Annotated in this window: 22 protein-coding genes; 12 read left to right on the top strand and 10 right to left on the bottom strand. The window is 71.2% G+C overall.

What is annotated here, in order from left to right:
- Positions 1–4: 4 nt before the first annotated feature.
- Together ACI2K4_RS05395 and ACI2K4_RS05390 are read right to left on the bottom strand one after the other, a co-directional pair.
- Entirely contained in the window at positions 5–679 is a 675-nt protein-coding gene (locus ACI2K4_RS05395) for a hypothetical protein (protein ID WP_404508967.1), read from the bottom strand.
- 139 nt (positions 680–818) lie between these two features.
- The gene (locus ACI2K4_RS05390; RefSeq protein WP_404508965.1) at positions 819–1,223 is read right to left on the bottom strand and encodes a DUF2267 domain-containing protein; all 405 of its coding nucleotides are present in this window, start codon (positions 1,221–1,223) and stop codon (positions 819–821) included.
- Positions 1,224–1,407: 184 nt separating this feature from the next.
- Here ACI2K4_RS05390 and ACI2K4_RS05385 point away from each other — a divergent pair, with 184 nt between their 5' ends.
- Both ACI2K4_RS05385 and ACI2K4_RS05380 read left to right on the top strand, forming a co-directional pair.
- On the top strand, positions 1,408–1,686 hold the full coding sequence (locus ACI2K4_RS05385) for a DUF2795 domain-containing protein (RefSeq protein WP_404508964.1): 279 nt from the start codon (positions 1,408–1,410) through the stop codon (positions 1,684–1,686).
- A gap of 36 nt (positions 1,687–1,722) precedes the next feature.
- Complete coding sequence (locus tag ACI2K4_RS05380; protein ID WP_404508963.1) at positions 1,723–2,376, top strand: DUF1345 domain-containing protein; 654 nt, start codon at positions 1,723–1,725, stop codon at positions 2,374–2,376.
- Positions 2,377–2,606: 230 nt separating this feature from the next.
- Here the strand turns inward: ACI2K4_RS05380 and ACI2K4_RS05375 are convergent, their stop codons facing one another.
- A complete protein-coding gene (locus ACI2K4_RS05375) occupies positions 2,607–3,263 on the bottom strand; it encodes a hypothetical protein (RefSeq protein WP_404508961.1) in 657 nt (218 codons plus the stop codon).
- 122 nt (positions 3,264–3,385) lie between these two features.
- On the opposite strand from ACI2K4_RS05375, the gene ACI2K4_RS05370 reads away from it, so the two are divergent.
- Positions 3,386–3,793, top strand: a complete 408-nt coding sequence (locus ACI2K4_RS05370) for a VOC family protein (RefSeq protein ID WP_404508960.1) — start codon at positions 3,386–3,388, stop codon at positions 3,791–3,793.
- 3 nt (positions 3,794–3,796) lie between these two features.
- Here ACI2K4_RS05370 and ACI2K4_RS05365 read toward each other — a convergent pair whose 3' ends face one another.
- The 5 genes from ACI2K4_RS05365 to ACI2K4_RS05345 are packed head-to-tail and all read right to left on the bottom strand — an operon-like array spanning position 3,797 to position 7,422.
- The gene (locus ACI2K4_RS05365; RefSeq protein WP_404508958.1) at positions 3,797–5,356 is read right to left on the bottom strand and encodes a long-chain fatty acid--CoA ligase; all 1,560 of its coding nucleotides are present in this window, start codon (positions 5,354–5,356) and stop codon (positions 3,797–3,799) included.
- Entirely contained in the window at positions 5,353–5,817 is a 465-nt protein-coding gene (locus ACI2K4_RS05360; protein ID WP_404508957.1) for a MaoC family dehydratase, read from the bottom strand. The genes ACI2K4_RS05365 and ACI2K4_RS05360 overlap by 4 nt, the downstream gene beginning before the upstream one ends.
- A complete protein-coding gene (locus ACI2K4_RS05355) occupies positions 5,814–6,986 on the bottom strand; it encodes an acyl-CoA dehydrogenase family protein (protein WP_404508955.1) in 1,173 nt (390 codons plus the stop codon). The genes ACI2K4_RS05360 and ACI2K4_RS05355 overlap by 4 nt, the downstream gene beginning before the upstream one ends.
- A 30-nt stretch (positions 6,987–7,016) precedes the next feature.
- Positions 7,017–7,094, bottom strand: a complete 78-nt coding sequence (locus ACI2K4_RS05350) for a hypothetical protein (RefSeq protein ID WP_404509201.1) — start codon at positions 7,092–7,094, stop codon at positions 7,017–7,019.
- On the bottom strand, positions 7,072–7,422 hold the full coding sequence (locus ACI2K4_RS05345; RefSeq protein ID WP_404508953.1) for an acyl-CoA dehydrogenase family protein: 351 nt from the start codon (positions 7,420–7,422) through the stop codon (positions 7,072–7,074). Before ACI2K4_RS05345 ends, ACI2K4_RS05350 begins: the two co-directional genes overlap by 23 nt.
- A 135-nt stretch (positions 7,423–7,557) precedes the next feature.
- On the opposite strand from ACI2K4_RS05345, the gene ACI2K4_RS05340 reads away from it, so the two are divergent.
- From ACI2K4_RS05340 to ACI2K4_RS05300, 9 genes are all read left to right on the top strand, one after another.
- Complete coding sequence (locus ACI2K4_RS05340) at positions 7,558–8,202, top strand: TetR/AcrR family transcriptional regulator (protein WP_404508951.1); 645 nt, start codon at positions 7,558–7,560, stop codon at positions 8,200–8,202.
- A 149-nt stretch (positions 8,203–8,351) separates the two neighbouring features.
- On the top strand, positions 8,352–9,770 hold the full coding sequence (locus ACI2K4_RS05335; protein WP_404508949.1) for an aldehyde dehydrogenase family protein: 1,419 nt from the start codon (positions 8,352–8,354) through the stop codon (positions 9,768–9,770).
- Complete coding sequence (locus ACI2K4_RS05330; RefSeq protein ID WP_404508948.1) at positions 9,767–10,891, top strand: alcohol dehydrogenase catalytic domain-containing protein; 1,125 nt, start codon at positions 9,767–9,769, stop codon at positions 10,889–10,891. The genes ACI2K4_RS05335 and ACI2K4_RS05330 overlap by 4 nt, the downstream gene beginning before the upstream one ends.
- Positions 10,892–10,949: 58 nt before the next feature.
- Positions 10,950–11,972: an SEC-C metal-binding domain-containing protein gene (locus ACI2K4_RS05325; protein ID WP_404508946.1), complete on the top strand. Its 1,023-nt coding sequence runs from the start codon at positions 10,950–10,952 to the stop codon at positions 11,970–11,972.
- Between the two features lie 168 nt (positions 11,973–12,140).
- The gene (locus tag ACI2K4_RS05320; RefSeq protein ID WP_404508944.1) at positions 12,141–13,373 is read left to right on the top strand and encodes an extracellular solute-binding protein; all 1,233 of its coding nucleotides are present in this window, start codon (positions 12,141–12,143) and stop codon (positions 13,371–13,373) included.
- 33 nt (positions 13,374–13,406) lie between these two features.
- On the top strand, positions 13,407–13,751 hold the full coding sequence (locus ACI2K4_RS05315; RefSeq protein ID WP_404508942.1) for a hypothetical protein: 345 nt from the start codon (positions 13,407–13,409) through the stop codon (positions 13,749–13,751).
- A 298-nt stretch (positions 13,752–14,049) separates the two neighbouring features.
- On the top strand, positions 14,050–15,102 hold the full coding sequence (locus ACI2K4_RS05310; RefSeq protein ID WP_404508940.1) for an LLM class flavin-dependent oxidoreductase: 1,053 nt from the start codon (positions 14,050–14,052) through the stop codon (positions 15,100–15,102).
- A 105-nt stretch (positions 15,103–15,207) separates the two neighbouring features.
- Complete coding sequence (locus ACI2K4_RS05305; RefSeq protein ID WP_404508938.1) at positions 15,208–15,966, top strand: HipA family kinase; 759 nt, start codon at positions 15,208–15,210, stop codon at positions 15,964–15,966.
- A complete protein-coding gene (locus ACI2K4_RS05300) occupies positions 15,963–16,340 on the top strand; it encodes a DUF3037 domain-containing protein (protein ID WP_404508937.1) in 378 nt (125 codons plus the stop codon). The genes ACI2K4_RS05305 and ACI2K4_RS05300 overlap by 4 nt, the downstream gene beginning before the upstream one ends.
- A gap of 119 nt (positions 16,341–16,459) precedes the next feature.
- Here the strand turns inward: ACI2K4_RS05300 and ACI2K4_RS05295 are convergent, their stop codons facing one another.
- Entirely contained in the window at positions 16,460–17,251 is a 792-nt protein-coding gene (locus ACI2K4_RS05295) for a maleylpyruvate isomerase family mycothiol-dependent enzyme (RefSeq protein ID WP_404508936.1), read from the bottom strand.
- Positions 17,252–17,423: 172 nt separating this feature from the next.
- The gene (locus ACI2K4_RS05290) at positions 17,424–18,527 is read right to left on the bottom strand and encodes a substrate-binding domain-containing protein (protein ID WP_404508935.1); all 1,104 of its coding nucleotides are present in this window, start codon (positions 18,525–18,527) and stop codon (positions 17,424–17,426) included.
- Positions 18,528–18,536: the final 9 nt, after the last annotated feature.

The following is an 18,536-nucleotide window of genomic DNA, read 5'->3' as shown; positions in this document are numbered from 1 at the left end:
GGGACTACTTGGTGGTGCCCTCCGGGGATCCGTCCGAGGTGAACGCGCCACTGCCGGCCTCGGTCTCGAGATAGACGTGCTGGTGTCCGTGGCCGGCGTCGATGTTGATCTGGTCGAGCTGGGCGGCGGCGATCGACCACGCGGTGCCGGCGGCCGTACGCTGCCGTTGGGCCAGGTCGATCACGGCGCGTTGGGAGCCGGTTGGCAGCGTACCGACCAGGGCGTAGGTGTCCAGGGCGGTGGCCAGCCCGTCGACGGCGGCCCGCAGACCGCCCCGGGCCACGTTCGTGGCGGTGCTGCCCGACGGGCTCTCGGCGTGCCGCTCGACCGCCTTACGCATGGTCTGCCGCCAGCCGGCGATCTTGTCGGCGGGCGCCGGCTGGCCGCCCTTGAGCGCCGTGTCCATCTCGGACAGCACGGGACCGAGTTCGTCGCGGGTGGTCCGGGCGGCGGCGGTCAGTTGGCCGATCTGTTCGTTGTCCCGCCGTGCCTCGGCCTCGCGCAGCTCGTTGACCGCGACCTCGGTGTCACTCGGCCCGACCACCGCGTACGCGATGCCGGCGCCGATGAAGCCGGCGAGCACCACCGGCAGCAGCATCGCGAAGACGATGGTGTTGACGCTGAGCCGCTGCCCCGTCGACGCCTTGGTGTAGGAGGGCTTTCCGGTCCTGCGGGACATGTCCGTTCCTCCCGGGGCATCGACCACCGCACGCACGTTGCGTAGAGGTTACGGCTTTGCCGCAGGGTCGTCCATTGCCCGGGACAATTTCGCTCGAACTTCTGTCCAGTCCGACAAAAGTCGGTTCCGGCCGCGTTTCCTACCGCTTGCGCGCCCGTCCGCCGGGCATCAGGGATGGCTCGACCAGGTCCCGGAAGTCCCGGGGAAGCTGGCTCATCACGTCGTCGAACTCGCCGCCGGTGACCGCCTCGCGTACGGTCGTGAGCACGGCACGGGCCCCGTTGCGGGCCAGCCCCGCATCGACGTTCGCCCGCTCGGCCACCCGGTCGACGAACACGGAGGCGTCGAAGCGCTCCGCGATGTCCGGCGGGTTCTGGATCAGCGCCTGTAGCGGCTGCGGCAGTTGGGCCGCGAGGTCCATCACCTCGCCGCTGGTCAGGCGGTCGGCCAACGTCTGGAGCGTGGCCCGGCTCAGCTCGACGGCGCGTTCCTGGTCCACCCCGGCACGTTGGGCGACCATGTCGACGAAGGTGTCGTAGTTCATGACGGCTCCTGTCTGACCTCGGCTGCTACGGCTTCGACCTCGGCCGCTGCGGCGACGCGTGCCGGGCGGGTACCCGGGCCGGGACCGGTGAAACGATCGCGAACCCGGCCCCGGTCGGGGCGTGATCACGCGAATGTGGGGTAAGCGCTGCGGCGGCAGAACCAGACGACCGGCGAGGAGCGGGATGTTCATGGTCACCAACGCCGAGGTGCTGCGCTACCTCACCGCACTCGACTTTCCCGCCACCAGGGACGACATCGTCGCGGAGGCCGAACGGGCCGGAGCTCCGCACGGTGTGCTCCGCGCGCTGCGGGCGATGCCGCCCGTGGACTACGGCAACGTCAACGAGGTCGCCCGGTCGGCGGCGACCAACTCCAACCCCGAGGTCACCCCGGCCGACCTGGCCGCCCGCGCCCGGGACAAGAAGCACCAGCGGGTCGCCCGGCACCTTCGCCAGAGCTGACTCGGTGCGCCCCGACAGATCTCCCGGTCAGCCGCGTTGACCCGGTCCGGGCCGCGCCGGGAACCGGTCCGGTCGTCGGTGCTGCTCACCATGATGGCGGTGGTGGCGGCGTCCGGCGCCGTGCCGGTGGGCCTGTACGACGCGGCGGTGCTGGGGCCGCTGGTGGGTTGGGACTGCGCAGCGGCGTTCTACCTGCTCTGGGCACGGTTCCGGCTCTGGCCGCTGGATGCCGCCGAGACCGCGCGGTTCGCCCTGCGGGAGGACGCCAACCGGGGGCTGCGCGACTCGCTGCTGCTGTTCGCGTGCCTGGCGAGCCTGCTGGCGATCGGGGTGGTGCTGGTACGGGCCCAGCCGTTGGACGGGTTCTCCGAGCAGTTGCACATCGCGCTCGGTGTGGTGAGCGTGCTCTTCTCCTGGGCGGTCATCCACACCGTCTTCAGCGGTCGCTACGCCCGGCTCTACTACACCGGCACCGACGGGGGCGTCCGGTTCCACCAGCAGACGCCGCCGCGCTACACCGACTTCGCCTACCTGGCCTTCACCATCGGGATGACCTTCCAGGTCTCCGACACCGCACTGAGCAGCCCGGACATCAGGCGTACGGCGCTGCGGCACGCGCTGTTGTCGTACCTGTTCGGTGCCGTGATCATCGCCTCGACGGTGAACCTGATCGCGGGCCTGGCCCGGTGAGCGGGCGGGTTCCGGGACACCGGACGAGGTGCCGGTCACGACAGGCATGACCGGGACACCACGCCCGACGAAACTCCGGCGTAATCACGTCCGAACCGGACGTATCCACCGGATGGCGGATGACCAGCCGAACCGGTTGGGCGATCCGCGCACGACCATCCTACGAGCCGGCCTCGTACGAACGACGAATGAACACCATAATTGTGGGCGAGCTAACGTACGATTGGGCCTTATGCGGCGATTTGCCGGTATCTGTTGTCAAGATCCACCATCGCCAGTGCGCCGACGAGCCACGCCAGCCGCTCCGACTCCCGACCGCCGGCCAGCGCGGCCAGGTCGTCGGCGGAGCGCCCCAGGCCCAGCCGGCGCGCGGCGGCCAGCGCCCGCCGATCCGCGCTCGGCGGCACCTCCGCCCACAATGCCTGGACCTCGCGGAAGAACAGGACCACAACCTCGTCGTCCACGGCCGGCAACCGGGTCAGCGCGACCCGCTCCCGGGCGGCGTCGTACCTCGACACCGCGCGTAGCCGCCGCAGGTCGCCGCCGTACCGCTCGGTGACCTGCACGGCCAGCTCACCGAGGCTGGTCGCCAACTCGTCCGCGTCCCGCCGGGCGTGGGCGCGCAGCAGGGCCGCCCGGCTCTCGTACGACGACCGGGCCAGCCGGGCCGCGCTGTCGCCGCCCGCGTCCCGCAGCGCCAGTGCCGTCCGCGCCGACCGACGCGGGTCGCCGGGTCGGCGCAACAGGACGGAGAGGCAGAGCAGTTGGAACAGCGCCGCCGGATTGTTCGTGACCCGGAAGCCCTGCTGGTCGGCGAAGCCCCGGCCGGTGGCGGCGAGCCGCCGTACGAAACGCTTCTTGTCCTGGGTGCTCATCGTCGTCGCCATGCCGGGCGACTACCCGTTACCGCCCCGACCACGCCGGCCACCACCGCGCGACCGTGCGGGACAACAGGTCCGAATTCGGTACGCTGCCCCGAACGCGTACCGAAACCGAACGGAGACCGGCCGTGAACTGGACGTTGGAAGTCGTGGTGGTCCCGGTGTCGGACGTGGACCGGGCGAAGACCTTCTACTCCGAGCGCCTCGGCTTCCACCTCGACCACGACATGCGGTTCGGCGAGCAGGTGCGCATCGTCCAGTTGACACCGCCGGGCTCGGGCTGCTCGATCGTGCTCGGTTACGGCGCCGTACCGCGGATGCCACCCGGCTCGCTCAAGGGTCTGCAACTGGTCGTCCCCGACATCCACAAGGCCCACGCCCAGCTCGTCGAGCGCGGGGTGGACGTCAGCGAGGTCCGGGTGCTGGGCGAGAACCCGACCCCGACCCCGGACCCGCTGGACAACGTCGGCTTCGTGTTCTTCAGCGACCCGGACGGCAACGAGTGGACCGTCCAGCAGATCTCCTCCCGGGGCTGACCGTCACGACCCGTCGGACGGGGGTCGGGGGGCGAGCAGCCGACGCAGCTCCCGCTTGAGCACCTTGTGGCTGGGGCCCATCGGCAGCTCGTCTCGGTAGCGGACCTGGCGCGGGTACTTGTGCCGGCCGAGCCGCTCCCGCGCCCAGTCGACCAGCTCCCGCTCGGTCGGTTTGGCCTCGGCGGTCGGGTCGAGCACCACCACCGCGCAGATCTCCTCGCCGTGCACCGGGTCGGGTACGCCGATCACCGCCACCTGGGCCACCGCCGGGTGCCGGGCCAACGCCTCCTCGACCTCGCGCGGATAGACGTTGAACCCGCCCCGGATGACGATGTCCTTCTTCCGGTCGACGATCGTGACGAAGCCGGACTCGTCCTTCGTGCCCAGGTCGCCGCTGCGAAACCAGCCGTCGACCAGGGCCTCGGCGGTCGCCTCCGGACGACCCAGGTAACCGGCGAAGACGTTGTGGCCCCGGATGACGATCTCGCCGAGCTCACCCGGGGGCAGCAACTCGATCCGGTCGTCCAGTTCGGGCCGGGCGATCTCCACCTCCACGCCCCAGATCGGGTGTCCGACCGTGCCGGCGCGGGTGCCGTAGTGCGGCTGGTTGGTGGTGGCGGTCGGTGAGGTCTCGGAGAGCCCGTACCCCTCGAAGACCGTGGTGTCGAAGGCGGCGTTGAACCGCTCCAGCACCGCGACCGGCAGGGACGCGCCACCGGAGACGCAGAGTCGCAGCCGGGGCAGGGTGGCCGCGTCGGCGGCGGCGGTCAGCAGCCCGATGTACATCGTCGGTACGCCGTGGAAGACGGTGACGCCCTCGCGCAGCATCAGCTCGATCGCCGCCACACCGGTGAACCGGCTCAGCAGCACCAGGGTCCCGCCGACCCGGAAGGTGCCGTTCATCGCCACCGTCTGACCGAAGGTGTGGAACAGCGGCAGGCAGCCGAGCACCACGTCGGCGCTGCGCGCGTCGTTGGCGTCGAAGACGTTGACGGTGGCGTTCATCACCAGGTTGAGGTGGGTGAGCAGGGCTCCCTTGGAGGTGCCGGTGGTGCCGCTGGTGTAGAAGACCACGGCGGTCTCCTCGGCCTCCCGGGTGACGTACGACGGCAGTGGTTCGACGGTGTCGCTGACCTGCTCCAACCGGTGCACGTCCAGCCCGCTCGGCACCGGACCGACGGTGACCAGGCGGACGCCCGCCCGGTGCGCCGCCTCGGCCCCGATCGCCAACTGGCTGGTGTGGCAGACGAGCAGGTCGGCGTGGCTGTCCCGGAGGACGTAGGCCATCTCCTCGGCGGTCAACAGCAGGTGCACCGGCACCACCACGGCACCCGCGGCCAACGCTCCGTAGTAGACCCGGGGAAAGTCGACCACGTTCGGCGCGAGCAGGGCGACCGTGTCCCCCGCTCCGATGCCGAGATGCCCCAGTCCGGCGGCGGCCGACCGGGCTTCCAGCCACAGCTCGGCGTACGTGACCCGGATGTCGCCGTCGACCACGGCCACCGTGTCCGGGTGGCGGCGGGCGGCCTCGGCGAGGATCATCGCCAGCGAGAGCGCGGTCACTGTCCCTCCTCGAAGTAGAACCGGCTGATCGTCTGGGCAACGCAGACCGGCTTGCCGCCGGCCTCGCTCTCCACGGTCACCTCCGTGACCACCTGCAAGCCGCCGGTCACCGCGACCACCTCCACGATGGCGGCGGTGGCCCGGATCCGGGTGCCGACCCGCACCGGGGCGGGGAAACGCACCCGGTTGAGTCCGTAGTTGATCCCCATCCGGACCCCCCGCACCTGGTAGAGCTCGGTGACCAGGGCCGGGAGCAGGGAGAGGGTGAGGTAGCCGTGCGCGACGGTCCCACCGAACGGGCCGGCGGCGGCCCGTTCCGGGTCGACGTGGATCCACTGGTGGTCGTCGGTGGCGTCGGCGAACAGGCTCACCCGGCCCTGGTCGACCTGGTGCCACCGGCCTGGGCCGAACGACTCGCCGGCCGAGGCGGCGAGTTCGGCGGGCGAGGCGAACGTCCTCATCCGAGGTGCCCGCCCAGCTTGGTGTAACCGCGCAGCAGGTCACGGGCGATGATCAGGCGTTGCATCTCGTCGGTGCCCTCGAAGATGCGGTAGAGCCGGACCTGCCGGTACCAGCGCTCGATCGGCAGTTCCCGGGTGTAACCCATCCCGCCGTGGATCTGCATCACCCGGTCGACCACCCGGTTGACCATGCCGGCGCCGTAGAGCTTGGCCATCGACGACGCGTGCCGGGGGTCGAGTCCCTGGTCCACCGTCCAGGCCGCGCGCAGGATCAGCCAGCGGGCCGCCTCCAGCTCGGTCTCCGAGTCGGCGATCATCCACTGGATCGCCTGGTTGGCGCCGATCGGTGCGCCGAAGGTGTGCCGGGTGTTGGCGTGCTCGATCGCCATCCGCAGGGCCCGCTCGGCGATGCCGACGGCGTGCGAGGGAATGGTGTAGCGCCCCTTGGCGATCCACTGCATGCCCAGGGCGAAGCCCTGGCCGGGTTCGCCGAGGATGTTGGCGCCCGGGACCCGTACGTCGTCGAAGACCAGTGCGGCCGGCCCGCCCTCCCCCATCGTCTGGATGAACTCCGACCGCCAGCCCATCGAGCGGTCGACCAGGAACGCCGTGCTGCCGCCGTCGCGTACGCCCCTGTTCCGGTCGGTGACCGCGACGACGATCGCGAAGTCGGCCTCGTTGCCGCCGGTGATGAAGGTCTTCTCACCGTTAAGGATCCAGTCGTCGCCGTCCCGGCTGGCGCGCAGCGTGATGTTCGCCGCGTCGGAGCCGGCCCCGGGCTCGGTGATGGCGAAGCAGGAGCGGCGTTCGCCCTCGATCGTCGGCACCAGGTACTCGTGCTTCTGGGCGTCGTTGGCGTGGAACAGGATGTTGTCCGCCTCGCCGCCGAACCGGAACGGCACGAAGGTACGTCCAATCTCGGTCCAGATCAGTGACTGGGTGACCGCCGGCAGGTCCATCCCGCCGTACTCGGGCGGGGTGGCCAGGCCCCAGAACCCGAACTTCTTCGCCTTGAGCTGCAACTCGCGCAGTTCGGTCCGGTCGAGTCCGGGGCCGTGGGCCCGCTCGCGGCGCAGCACCTCGGCCTCGAGCGGTACGACCTCACGGGTGATGAAGTCACGGGCGGTGTCACGGATCGCCCGCTCCTCGTCGCTGAGCGAAAAGTCCACAGTGTCCTCCGAGGGGTTGCGGCGGGTACGTCAGCGGGCCCGGCCATTTACATACAGTGTCTGCCCGCTCACGTACGATGCGTCGTCACTGCCGAGGAAGGCGATCACCGAGGCGATCTCCTCGGGCTGGGCGACCCGGCGTGGACAGGGCCAGGCGCAGGCCGGCACTCGCCGCGCCGAGACGGGCGGTGTCGGGCACCCGTACGGCGTCGAGGGCGAGTTCCCCGGTGGCCTGGCCGCGCAGTCCGAGCTTGCCGTGGATCTCCCGGCGGCTCAGTCCCCGCGCGTCGGTCGGCACCAGAAAGACGGTGATGCCCCGTGACCCGGGCCCGCCGGTACGGGCGAAGAGCAGCGCGACGTCGGCCGTGGTGCCGTTGGTGATCTCGGCGGCGAGCCGGCGGACCGCCACCTGCTCCATCGAGAGCTGTAGCTCCATGGGTATAAACTAGCGCTGGAAGTTTTATCTCGTCCAGACCCCGTGTGGCAGAGTTTCGCAACGAGGCCCGCCACGATCACGCGCCGACGACGTCCCCCGCCGACCAGGACAGGGACCAGGAGAGGGAGGTACGCGATGCCCCGCCCACGGCAGGCACTGCTGAGCCGGCAGCGGATCATCGAGACCGCCGCCGACCTGATCGACGCCGACGGGCTCGGCGCCTTCTCCACCCGCCGGCTCGCCGCCGAACTCGGCGTACGCGGACCGTCCCTGTACAACCACTTCGCCACCAAGGACGAGATCCTGGACGCGGTGGCCGACCACATCACCGCACAGGTCGACGTGTCGTTCTTCGGCACGCTGGAGTGGCGCGAGGCGCTGCGCCGGTGGGCCCGCTCCTACCGGTCGGCGCTCGCCGCCCACCCGCACATCGTGCCGCACCTGGCCCAGGGCCCGGGTCGCCGGCCGGTCGCGCTGGCCATGGCGGACGCCGTCTACGGCGGCCTGGTCGACGCCGGCTGGCCACCGGCCCGCGCCACCCACATCGGCGCGCTGATGCGCTACTTCGTGACCGGCTCGGCACTCGGTTCGTTCGCCCGGGGGTTCGTCGAGGACCCCGGCTTCTACGCCCAGCAGTATCCACATCTGACCCAGGCGCACCGGCTCGCCGAGCACCAGCAGAGCGTGGACGAGGGCGCGTTCGCGCTCGGTCTGGACGCGCTGCTCGAAGGCCTCTCCCACACGTACGAGCGGCTGGTCGGCCCGCTGCCGTCACCCTGACGGCAGCGAGGTTAGGAAGGGCCCCTTCCTATACAAAAAGCGATAACAAGGGGCCCTTCCTTACTCCACGGCGGGGCTCGCGTTGGGGGGCGGGGGCGTATTAGGGTAAAACTTGCAGCGCTAGTTTCCGTCGACCCTAGGGGCCCCCGATGGACCTCCACCGCACCGCCTTCTACCTCGACGGGCGGTGGGTCTCCCCCGCCGCCGACGACACCATTTCGGTCGAGAACCCGGCCACCGAACAGCTCGTCGGCAGCGTGCCGGCCGGCACCGCCGCCGACGTCGACCGGGCCGTCGCCGCCGCCCACACCGCGTTCGAGAGCTGGGCCGCGACCGACCCCGCCGACCGGGCCGCCGCGCTCGACCGGCTGCACGCCGCGCTCACCGCGCGGACCGACGAGATCGCCCGCATCGTCGCCCTGGAACTGGGCACCCCGCTCAAGGTGGCCACCCGGGTCCAGGCCGGACTGCCGCTCACCGTCCTGCGCGGCTACGTCGAACTCGCCGCCGCACCCCCGGCCACCCAACGCGTCGGTCACTCCCTGGTGGTACGCGAACCGATCGGCGTCGTCGGTGCCATCACCCCGTGGAACTACCCACTGCACCAGGTCGTCGCCAAGCTCGCCCCCGCCCTGGCCGCCGGTTGCACCGTCGTGCTCAAGCCGAGCGAACTGACCCCGCTGGTGGCGTACCTGCTCTTCGACGCGGTCGACGAGGCCGGGCTGCCGCCGGGCGTGGTCAACCTGGTCACCGGCACCGGTGCGGTGGTCGGCGAGGCGATCGCCGGGCACGACGGCGTCGACATGGTCTCCTTCACCGGTTCGACCGGCACCGGTCGGCGGATCTCCCACCTCGCCGCCGACCGGATCGCCCGGGTCGCGCTGGAACTCGGTGGCAAGTCGGCCAACGTCATCCTCGACGACGCCGACCTCGGCGCCGCGGTGAAGGTCGGCGTCGGCAACGCCCTGCTCAACTCGGGCCAGACCTGCGCCGCCTGGACCCGGATGCTGGTGCACCGCAGCCGCTACGACGAGGCGCTCGCGCTCGCCGCCCGCGCCGCCGAGGGCTACCCGCTCGGCGACCCGTTCGACGCCGCCACCCGGCTCGGTCCGCTGGTCTCGTCGTCGCAACGGACCCGGGTACGCGACCACGTCGAGCGGGGCATCGCCGACGGGGCCCGACTGCTGACCGGTGGGCTCGACGCTGAGGTGCCCGAACGGGGACACTTCGTCGCGCCGACGGTGCTCGCCGACGTCGACCCGGACAGCGCCCTGGCCCAGGAGGAGATCTTCGGTCCGGTGCTGGCGGTCATCCCGTTCGACGACGACGACCACGCCGTCGCCATCGCCAACAACTCCCGTTACGGCCTGTCCGGCGCGGTCTGGTCCGGCGACGACAACCGGGCGCTGGCGGTCGCCCGGCGGATGCGGACCGGCGCGGTCGACATCAACGGGGCCGCGTTCAACCCGCTCGCCCCGTTCGGCGGCTACAAGCAGTCCGGCATCGGCCGTGAGCTGGGCACCTTCGGGTTGGACGAGTTCCTCCAGACCAAGGCGATCCAGCGGTGAGGGCCCTGGTGGCCAGGGCCGCCAGGGTGCCACCACGGGTGGAGGAGGTCATCCTGCCGGCGCCCGGCCCGGACGAGGTACGGGTGGCGATCCGCGCCGCCGGGATCTGCCACTCCGACCTCTCGATGGTCAACGGCACCCTGGCACCGCCGTACCCGCTGGTCCTCGGGCACGAGGCCGCGGGTGTGGTACGCACCGTCGGCGACCGGGTCGACCGGGTCCGGGCCGGCGACCACGTGGTGCTCAACTGGGCACCCCCGTGCCGGCGGTGCTGGCACTGCCGACACGGCGAGCCGTGGCTCTGCGCAGCCACCGGTGCCCCGGGAACCCCGCGCGGGACCAGCGCCGCCGACGGGGCGCCGTTGCACGTCACCCTCGGGCTCGGTGCGCTGGCCGAGGAGGTGGTGGTGGCCGGCAACGCGGTCATCCCGGTCCCCGCCGACCTGCCCTCCGAACTCGCCGCGCTGCTCGGCTGCGCGGTGCTCACCGGGGTCGGCGCGGTACGCCGCACCGCCGGGGTCGCCCCCGGCGACGCGGTCGCGGTGATCGGCCTGGGCGGGGTGGGACTCTCCACCGTCGCCGCCGCCCGCGCGGCCGGCGCCGATCCGGTCATCGCGGTCGACCTCGCCGAGGCAAAACGCGGATTGGCCACCGCCGCCGGTGCCACCGACTTCCTGGTTTCGGACGAGACGTCGACCCGGTCGGTACGGGCCCTCACCGGCGGCCGAGGCGTCGACCACGCGTTCGAGTGCGTCGGCCGGGCGGCGACGATCCGGCTGGCCTGGCGGGCCACCCGCCGGGGCGGCCAGGTGCTGGTGGTCGGCATGGGGGCCAAGGACGACGTGCTGGAACTCGGCGCGCTCGACATCTTCCACTCCGCGCGGGTGCTGCGCTCCTCGGTCTACGGCTCCTCCGACCCCGACCGGGACCTGCCGGAGCTGGCCCGGGCCGCGTCGGACGGTTCGCTCGACCTGACCACGCTGATCACCGACCGGATCAATCTGGACGAGGCGCCCGAGGCCCTGCACCGGATGGCCCGGGGCGAGGGCGCCCGCTCGGTGGTGCTCTTCGAGGAGACCGGTGAACCCGCGCGGGGGCGCGTACATTCCGCTCCGGCGTGAGACGGGCGCAACAGTGTGGTCGGGGTGTTCCGGGCGGCCGGCGCAGTACCGTGAGACCGTGCCGACGACAAACGTTCTCACCAGCGCAGAGCTCACCGACCTGCGCCAGTCCGCGCTGGGCGCGGCCAACCCACTCGGTATCGCCGCCGAACTCGCCGACGCGGCCGAGCAGGGACGACTGGCCGATCCGACGGACACCGGCTACGCGCTGACCCTGGCCGCCGAGATCGCCGAGAGCAGGGCGAAGCTCGACGCCGCCCTGCGCTACGCCGACCAGGCCGTCGAGGCGTACCGGACGCAGGGGGACGGACGGGCCGGTTTCGCCCGGGCGCTGCGGGCGCGGATCCTCTTCCGCGTCGGTCGCGGGGACGAGGCGCTCGCCGAACTCACCGAGCTGCGGCCGCTGCTGACCGAGCAGCCCGACGCCGCCGCGTACGTCAGCGCGGCGCTGGACGCCGGTGGACAGAGCGCCACCGCCGAGCAGTGGCTCAGCGCCGCCGTGCAGACCGTGCAGGCCGAGCGCTCCACACCGTCCGGCCCGACCGCCATCCCGACCGGCGAGAACGCGTCGGGCCTGCTGTTCTTCCTGCTCCAGCAGCGCCACCGGGTGCGCCGTGACCTGGGGCTGGCGCACGACCAGAACGACAACCTGGCCGACCGGCTGGAGAACGAACTCACCAGCCGGGCGCAGCAGGTCACCGCCGGTGCGCAGAGCACGACCGAGCCGCTGTTCTTCCCGGAGGACCAGTTCGACGACCTGGTCGCGCGCTGGCCGGACCTGACCGAGGCGTACGGCCAGGACTGGGACGAGCACCGGGCCCGCCTGGAGCGGCAGCTCGTCCGGCTGGCCAACAACGGCCGGACCGGCCTGGCGGTGCTGAAGGGCTCGACCGAGGGGCTGTCCGGCTTCGCCGCCCGCACCAACGGCGACCCAACCGACCAGCGGACCCGCTCCGGCTACGCGCAGGAACTCATCAGCCGGCCCGGCCGGATCGCGTGGCCGCCGGATCGCAACTCCGCCTGCTGGTGCGGATCGGGCAACAAGTACAAGAAGTGCTGCCTGCCGCGTTCGCGCGGCTGACCACTCGCGCGGTGTCGGGTTGGGTCGCATGACGCCCGACCCGACACCCGCTCGAAACACCGGCGACACCCGCCGCAAATCTCCCCGTGTCCACGGACCGTCTTGCGACAGCTCGACACCTCGTGCTATTGCTCGTAGTCCGTAGACATCGAGGGGAGTCACATCGCTGTGGCCGACCAATATTCCCGCCGGTCCTTTCTGACCGGTGTGCTGGCATGCGGAACGCTTTCCGCCGGTGCGATCTATTTGCTTCCGGGCGGACGCTCGCTCCCCTCGATCGAACTGCGACTCACCACCGGCCGGGATTCCACCGGCGCCCGTGACCTGCTGATCGCCCTGTGGGAACGGGCGAATCCGCGTACGAAGGTGCGGCTCGACATCGTTTCCAGCGGCACGCTCGACGAGCGGGTGCAGATGCTGAGCCGGGCCCAGAACGGTGAGGCCGACGTCGTCAACCTCGACGTGATCCACATTCCGGAGTTCGCCCAGAGAGGACTCATCACACCGATCCTGCTCCCCGACAGCCTGGAACTGCTCGATCCGATCCGGACGATCAGTCAGGTGCGGGGTGAGCCGGACCGGTTCTGGGCGGCGCCGTTCAACACCGACGTCGGCATGCTCTTCTCCCGCCGGTCCCCCGGTCGCGGCGACCAGGCCGGGCCGACCCTGGGCGAGGTGCTCGACACGGTCACGAACCAGCAGTTCGTGAGCCAGCTCAGGCCCAGCGCGGAGACCTCCAACGAGGCGTTTGTCATCAACGTCTTGGAGCACGCGCTGTCCCGGGACGAGAACATCCTCAAGCCGGACGGGACCATCGACATGGACACCCCGGTCAACGAGTACCTGGGGCGTTGGCAGCAGGCTCTGCACCCGTTGCGGGACGCCGTCGCGCGGCAACGGATCACCCTCGGCGACGACGAGAACGACACCATGCGGATATTCGCCGACCGCCGGCTCGCGTACATGCGTAACTGGCCGGTGAAATACCGCGAGTTGCAGCAGTTGGAGAATCCCGACGCCGAGCCCGAGCAGATCCAGCTCGACCCGCTGCCGATCGGCATCCTCGGCGGCCAGAACCTCGCCCTGGTCACCGATTCGCCGCACGCCGACCGGGCCCGTGAGTTCATCACCTTCATGACCGGCGAACCGGCACAGAAGGTGCTCGCCGCGCACGGCCTGGCGCCCACCCGCCGGGGCGCGTACGGCGACGGGAACCTGCGGGCGCTCATTCCCCACCTCGGCAAACTCCGGGGTGCGGTGGGTGCCGCCCGGCCCCGGCCGATCCACGCGAACTACGCCGAATTCTCCAGGACCGTCCGCGACCATGCCTACCAGTTGCTCCACGGCAAGCGCGACCTCCAGCCGGAGTTCGTCACCGAACTCAGGGCAGCACTGTCGTAACCGGCGTCGGCGCGAACGAAGGGTGGCACGCGGATGAGAATCGAACCCTGGCAGACACCGATCATGGTCATGACCGGCATCATCGTGCTGGACTTCCTGATCCGTACGGCGCTGCGCAGGTGGGGCGACACGGTCGGCGGGAAACGGCTACGGACCGCCGCGCTGGGTGCCCTGACCGCGCTCGTACTGGCGGTCGGGGTGGCCGCACTCGGTCCGGACCTCGCCGACCAGCTCGCCAGCGTCGCCGCCGCCGTCGCCGGCATCGTGGCGCTGTGGTTGACCTACCGCTCCTACCAGGCATTGAGCGTCGACGGCGCGAGCCGACCGGCTCCCGACAAGCAGCCCGAACCGGCCACGCCGGCAAAGCCGGAACACTGACGACCGGCCCCGCCGCGAACTCACGACCAGCCGCGGGGCGACGACCGGCGGCGGGAACGTCACGGGCGGCGGCGGGAACGTCACAGGCGGTGGGACACGGGCGGCGACTCCCACGCTACGGCAGAACGTAGCCGCCCGTACCCTGTTTCCGGCCGATCGCACCGGGCGGAGAGCACCCGTGCGCGAGCGGGTATGAGTGCCGTTCCGGACGGGAATGTGATCGTCGGCAGCGCGGTTGCACCGCCGGAAGCAGCCGGACCGCGAGCAGGCGTGCCGGCGACCGACGGAGGAGAAAATCATGGCGACGGCCGTGGAGTTTGGCCTGGACACCTTCGGCGACGTCACCGTCGACGGCGAGGGCAACCGCCTCCCGTACGCGGAGGTGATCCGCAACGTGGTGGAGCAGGCCGTGCTCGCCGACCGGCTCGGGGTCGACGCGTTCGGGCTCGGCGAGCACCACCGCGACGACTTCGCGGTCTCGGCGCCGGAAATCGTGCTCGCCGCCATCGCGAGCCGGACCGAGCGGATCCGCCTCGGTACGGCGGTCACGGTACTCAGCTCCGACGACCCGGTACGGGTGTTCGAGCGGTTCGCCACGCTCGACGCGCTCTCCCGGGGCCGGGCGGAGATCACCCTGGGCCGGGGTTCGTTCACCGAGTCGTTCCCGCTGTTCGGGTACGACCTCGCCGACTACGAGCGGCTCTTCGCCGAGAAGGCCGACCTGATGTCGCACCTGCTCACCGAGGGTCCGGTCACCTGGCAGGGCTCGGTCCGCGCGGCCCTGGACAAGCAGGAGGTCTACCCGAAGACGGAGTCGGGCCGGTTGCGTACCTGGGTCGGGGTCGGCGGCAGCCCGGAGTCGGTGGTCCGTGCCGCCCGGTACGGCTTCCCGCTGGTGCTGGCGATCATCGGCGGCCACCCGAGCCGGTTCGCCCCGTACGTCGACCTGTACCACCGGGCGCTGACCGAGTTCGGCAAGGAACCACTGCCGATCGCCGTGCACTCGCCGGGCTTCGTCGCCCGGACCGACGAGGAGGCCGCCGAGGTCCTCTGGCCGCACACCCGGGCGATGTTCAACCGGATCGGCCGGGAGCGGGGCTGGCCGCCGATGACCCGGGAGCGGTTCCAGGACGACATCACCGACGGCGCGATGCACGTGGGCTCGCCCGAGACGGTGGCCCAGAAGATCGCGAGCACCGTACGCAGCCTCGGTGTGCAGCGGTTCGACCTGAAGTACTCCAGCGGCACCCTCCCGCACGAGCGGATGATGACCGCGATCGAGCTGTACGCCACCGAGGTGATCCCGAGGGTCCGCGAACTGCTCGCGGCGGACGCGACCGAAGGGTCCTGAGCCTCCGGGCGCGCCGGGACCTGGTCGCGATCGGACGGCCGCGGTGGCGCCGCACCAGGGGATCCGGCCGTTGGCGGGGATCGGGCCGGCACTAGGGTGGTCGCCATGCTGCGCCACGTCACCGGGACCCGCTACGTGACCCCGCTGCGCGAGGGCGGGTCACTGCCGGGTCTGGTCGAGGCCGACGACCTGGGGACGTACGTGGTGAAGTTCCGGGGCGCCGGGCAGGGGCCGAAGACGCTGGTGGCCGAGGTGGTCGCCGGTGAGCTGGCCCGGCGCCTGGACCTGCCGGTGCCCCGACTCGTGGTGATCGACATCGATCCGGTGATCGCCCGGGCCGAGCCGGACCAGGAGGTGCAGGAGCTGCTCGCGGCGAGCGGCGGCACCAACCTGGGCCTGGACTTCCTGCCCGGCGCGCTCGGCTTCGACCCGGTCGCCCACCCGGTGGACCCGGAGCTTGCCTCGCGGGTGCTCTGGCTGGACGCGTACCTGGAGAACGTGGACCGGAGCTGGCGTAACCCGAACCTGCTGGTCTGGCACCGCCAACCCTGGCTGATCGACCACGGCGCGTCGATCTACTTCCACCACAACTGGCCCCGGGCGGCGGCTGCCGTACGCCGGCCGTTCCGCGCCGACGACCACGTGCTGGCGCCGTTCGCCACCCGGCTCGCCGAGGCCGACGCCGAGTTCGCCACCCGGGTGACGGCCGACCTGCTCGCGGAGGTGCTCGCCATGGTGCCGGAGGACTGGTTGGTCGGACCGGACTTCGAGTCCGCGCAGGCGGCGCGTGCGGCGTACCGCGACCACCTCACCGACCGGGTCGCCGACACGAGCGCCTGGCTGCCGCAGGTGGCCGCCGCATGAGGAAGCCCTTCGAGTACGCGGCCGTCCGCGCCATTCCCCGGATCGAGCGGGGCGAGCAGATCAACGTCGGGGTGGTGCTCTACTGCCAGGCCCGGGACTTTCTCGCGGCGCGGTTCCACCTGGACGCCGAGCGGCTGCGCTGCCTGGACCCCGGCGTCGACGTCGAGGCGGTCGCCACCGCACTGCGTGGCTGGGACACCACCTGCACCGGCGGCCCGTCCGGCGGCCCGGCGGCGCGGATGCGCCTCGGTGAGCGGTTCCGGTGGCTCACCGCGCCCCGCAGCACCATGATCCAGTCCGGGCCGGTGCACACCGGACTGACCGAGGACCCGCCGGCCGAACTGGAACGCCTGCTCGACCTGCTGGTGCGCTGAACGGCCGGACCGGCTGCCGGATCGGGGTGCCGGATCGCCGGCCGAGGTCGAGAGCGGGCCGGCCGAACCGCACGACGGCGGTCGGCCGGCACGTCGAGAAGCCACCCGGGCGGGGCTGGTCAGAAGCCGGGGAACAGGGCGCGCAGGTCGTCGAGGCTGAGCGGCCCGGTCACGCGTACGTCCTCCGGGGTGTGCCGGGGGCCGAGCCGCCCGACGGCCAGCCGCAACCACGCCTCGGCCGGGGCGTCCAACTCTCCGTCGGCCTGCTCCGGCGCGTCGGTCAGCTCGACCCGCTCGCCCAGCCGCAGCCCGTACGTGCGGTCCGGCTTGTGCAGCCGCACGGTGAGGGTGGCCTGTCGACCGCCGAGCGTCTCCGGCCGGGCGGTCCAGCCGAGCATGCCGGCGATGTGGTCGAACAGCAGCCCGACGGCCTCCGGCGTCAGCGTCGCGTACGGGTTGAAGCCAACCTCGACGTCCCACTGGTGCAGGGTGAGCTCGCTGAGCCGGAACCGGGCGGCGGTGGCGACGTCGACGGGCGCGGGCAGGTAGCCGAGGTCTACCCGGAGGTTCGCCCGGGTGGCCGGGTCGAGTGCCTCGTACGCCTCGACCAGCCGCTGGTTGGCGGCGAGGAACCCGCTGGTCTGCTCAGCCGGCGGCATGGCGTCCCACCGGGCCCAGACCTGGCGGTTGAAGTCGCCGCCCGGGGTGGGCTCCCCGGCGAGCGCGGCGGTCAGCGCGGCCAGGCCGATCTCGGCGCCGCTGCCGAGGTGGCTGAGCACCTGGGAGATCTGCCACTCGCTGGCGCCCGAGGGCTTCATTAGGTCGTCCGGGCCGAGTTCGCGGACGAACGCGGCGAGTGCGTCGTGGCCCGAGCGGAGGGCGGCGATGGTCTGGTCGGCAAGCGTGGTCATGCTTCTCCTTCGAAGAAGTTCTGCGACACCGACTTTATGCCGCCAGCGGATCACCCCGACACCGGGTGACCACGCTCCGGACGCGGACGCGGCAGGGGTCCCCGGCACTGGTGCGCCGGGGACCCCTGTGGTGCTTGTGTCGCTGTGCTGCCTGACTCCGTGCGGGCCGGTACTACTTGGTGAGCGGGGCCAGCTTGGGGTCGTTGGCGTACGCCTCGACGACGTTCGCCTTGGTGACGATCAGCGGCGGCAGCAGGAACGCCGGGACGACCTTGACACCGTTGTTGTACGACTTGGTGTCGTTGACCTCGGGGTCCTTGCCACCCTGGAGGTCCTTGACCATCTGGATGGTCTGCTTGACCAGGTTGCGGGTGTCCTTGTTGATGGTGGAGTACTGCTCACCGGCGACGATCGACTTGACCGACTCGACCTCGGAGTCCTGGCCGGTGACGACCGGGACCGGCTTGCCGGCCGACTTCACCGAGGTGATGACCGCGCGGGCCAGGGTGTCGTTCGGCGAGAGCACACCGTCGAGGGTCTTGCTGCCGGTGTAGGTGCCGTTGAGCAGCGTGTCCATCCGGCGCTGTGCGTTCTCGGCCTTCCAGCCGTCGGTGGCGACCTGCTTGATGTCGGTCTGGCCGGAGCCGACGACGACGTTTCCGGCGTCGATCTCCTTCTTCAGCACGTCCATCGCGCCGTTGAAGAACACGCCCGAGTTGTTGTCGTCCGACGAGCCGGCGAAGAGCTCGATCGTGTACGGGCCGTTCGGCTTCTTCTCCTTCATGCCCTTGAGCAGGGCCTCACCCTGGAGCTGGCCGACCTTGAAGTTGTCGTACGCGACGTAGTAGTCGACGTCCTTGGTGTTGGTGATCAGGCGGTCGTACGCGATGACCGTGACGCCGTTCTGCTTCGCGGTCTCCACCTGGGTGGAGAGCTGGGCCGCGTCGGTCGCGCCGATGACGATCACCTTGGCGCCCTTGGTGACCATCGCCGAGATCTGCGACTGCTGGTCGGCGACGGTGCCCGAGGCGGCGGCGTACTGCACGTCGGCCTGGAACCCGGCCTCCTTGAGACCGTTGCTGAACAGGTCACCCGCGAGGACCCAGTTCTCCGAGGTCTTGGCCGGCAGTGCCACGCCGATCAGCGAGTTGGCCGCGAAGCCCTTCTCGGAACCGGTCGAACCGGCGTCGTCCGAGTCGTTCCGCGACGAGCAGGCGGTGAGCGCCAGCAGGGCGACGGCGCCAACCGCGACACCCCTGGCGAGGAACTTGCGCATAGTGCGGTA

It is taken from the genome of Micromonospora sp. NPDC050397, assembly GCF_044901685.1.
Taxonomy (GTDB): domain Bacteria; phylum Actinomycetota; class Actinomycetes; order Mycobacteriales; family Micromonosporaceae; genus Micromonospora_G.
The sequence above is the reverse complement of the archived record's forward strand: the minus strand, read 5'-3'. Positions and strand labels throughout refer to the sequence as shown.

Bases quoted from the DNA above. Each gene is read 5' to 3' on its own strand.
- ACI2K4_RS05395 (WP_404508967.1), bottom strand. From the start codon at position 679: ATGTCCCGCAGGACCGGAAAGCCCTCCTACACCAAGGCGTCGACGGGG.
- ACI2K4_RS05390 (WP_404508965.1), bottom strand. From the start codon at position 1,223: ATGAACTACGACACCTTCGTCGACATGGTCGCCCAACGTGCCGGGGTG.
- ACI2K4_RS05385 (WP_404508964.1), top strand. From the start codon at position 1,408: ATGTTCATGGTCACCAACGCCGAGGTGCTGCGCTACCTCACCGCACTC.
- ACI2K4_RS05375 (WP_404508961.1), bottom strand. From the start codon at position 3,263: ATGGCGACGACGATGAGCACCCAGGACAAGAAGCGTTTCGTACGGCGG.
- ACI2K4_RS05360 (WP_404508957.1), bottom strand. From the start codon at position 5,817: ATGAGGACGTTCGCCTCGCCCGCCGAACTCGCCGCCTCGGCCGGCGAG.
- ACI2K4_RS05345 (WP_404508953.1), bottom strand. From the start codon at position 7,422: ATGGAGCTACAGCTCTCGATGGAGCAGGTGGCGGTCCGCCGGCTCGCC.
- ACI2K4_RS05340 (WP_404508951.1), top strand. From the start codon at position 7,558: ATGCCCCGCCCACGGCAGGCACTGCTGAGCCGGCAGCGGATCATCGAG.
- ACI2K4_RS05335 (WP_404508949.1), top strand. From the start codon at position 8,352: ATGGACCTCCACCGCACCGCCTTCTACCTCGACGGGCGGTGGGTCTCC.
- ACI2K4_RS05315 (WP_404508942.1), top strand. From the start codon at position 13,407: ATGAGAATCGAACCCTGGCAGACACCGATCATGGTCATGACCGGCATC.
- ACI2K4_RS05310 (WP_404508940.1), top strand. From the start codon at position 14,050: ATGGCGACGGCCGTGGAGTTTGGCCTGGACACCTTCGGCGACGTCACC.
- ACI2K4_RS05305 (WP_404508938.1), top strand. From the start codon at position 15,208: ATGCTGCGCCACGTCACCGGGACCCGCTACGTGACCCCGCTGCGCGAG.
- ACI2K4_RS05300 (WP_404508937.1), top strand. From the start codon at position 15,963: ATGAGGAAGCCCTTCGAGTACGCGGCCGTCCGCGCCATTCCCCGGATC.
- ACI2K4_RS05295 (WP_404508936.1), bottom strand. From the start codon at position 17,251: ATGACCACGCTTGCCGACCAGACCATCGCCGCCCTCCGCTCGGGCCAC.
- ACI2K4_RS05290 (WP_404508935.1), bottom strand. From the start codon at position 18,527: ATGCGCAAGTTCCTCGCCAGGGGTGTCGCGGTTGGCGCCGTCGCCCTG.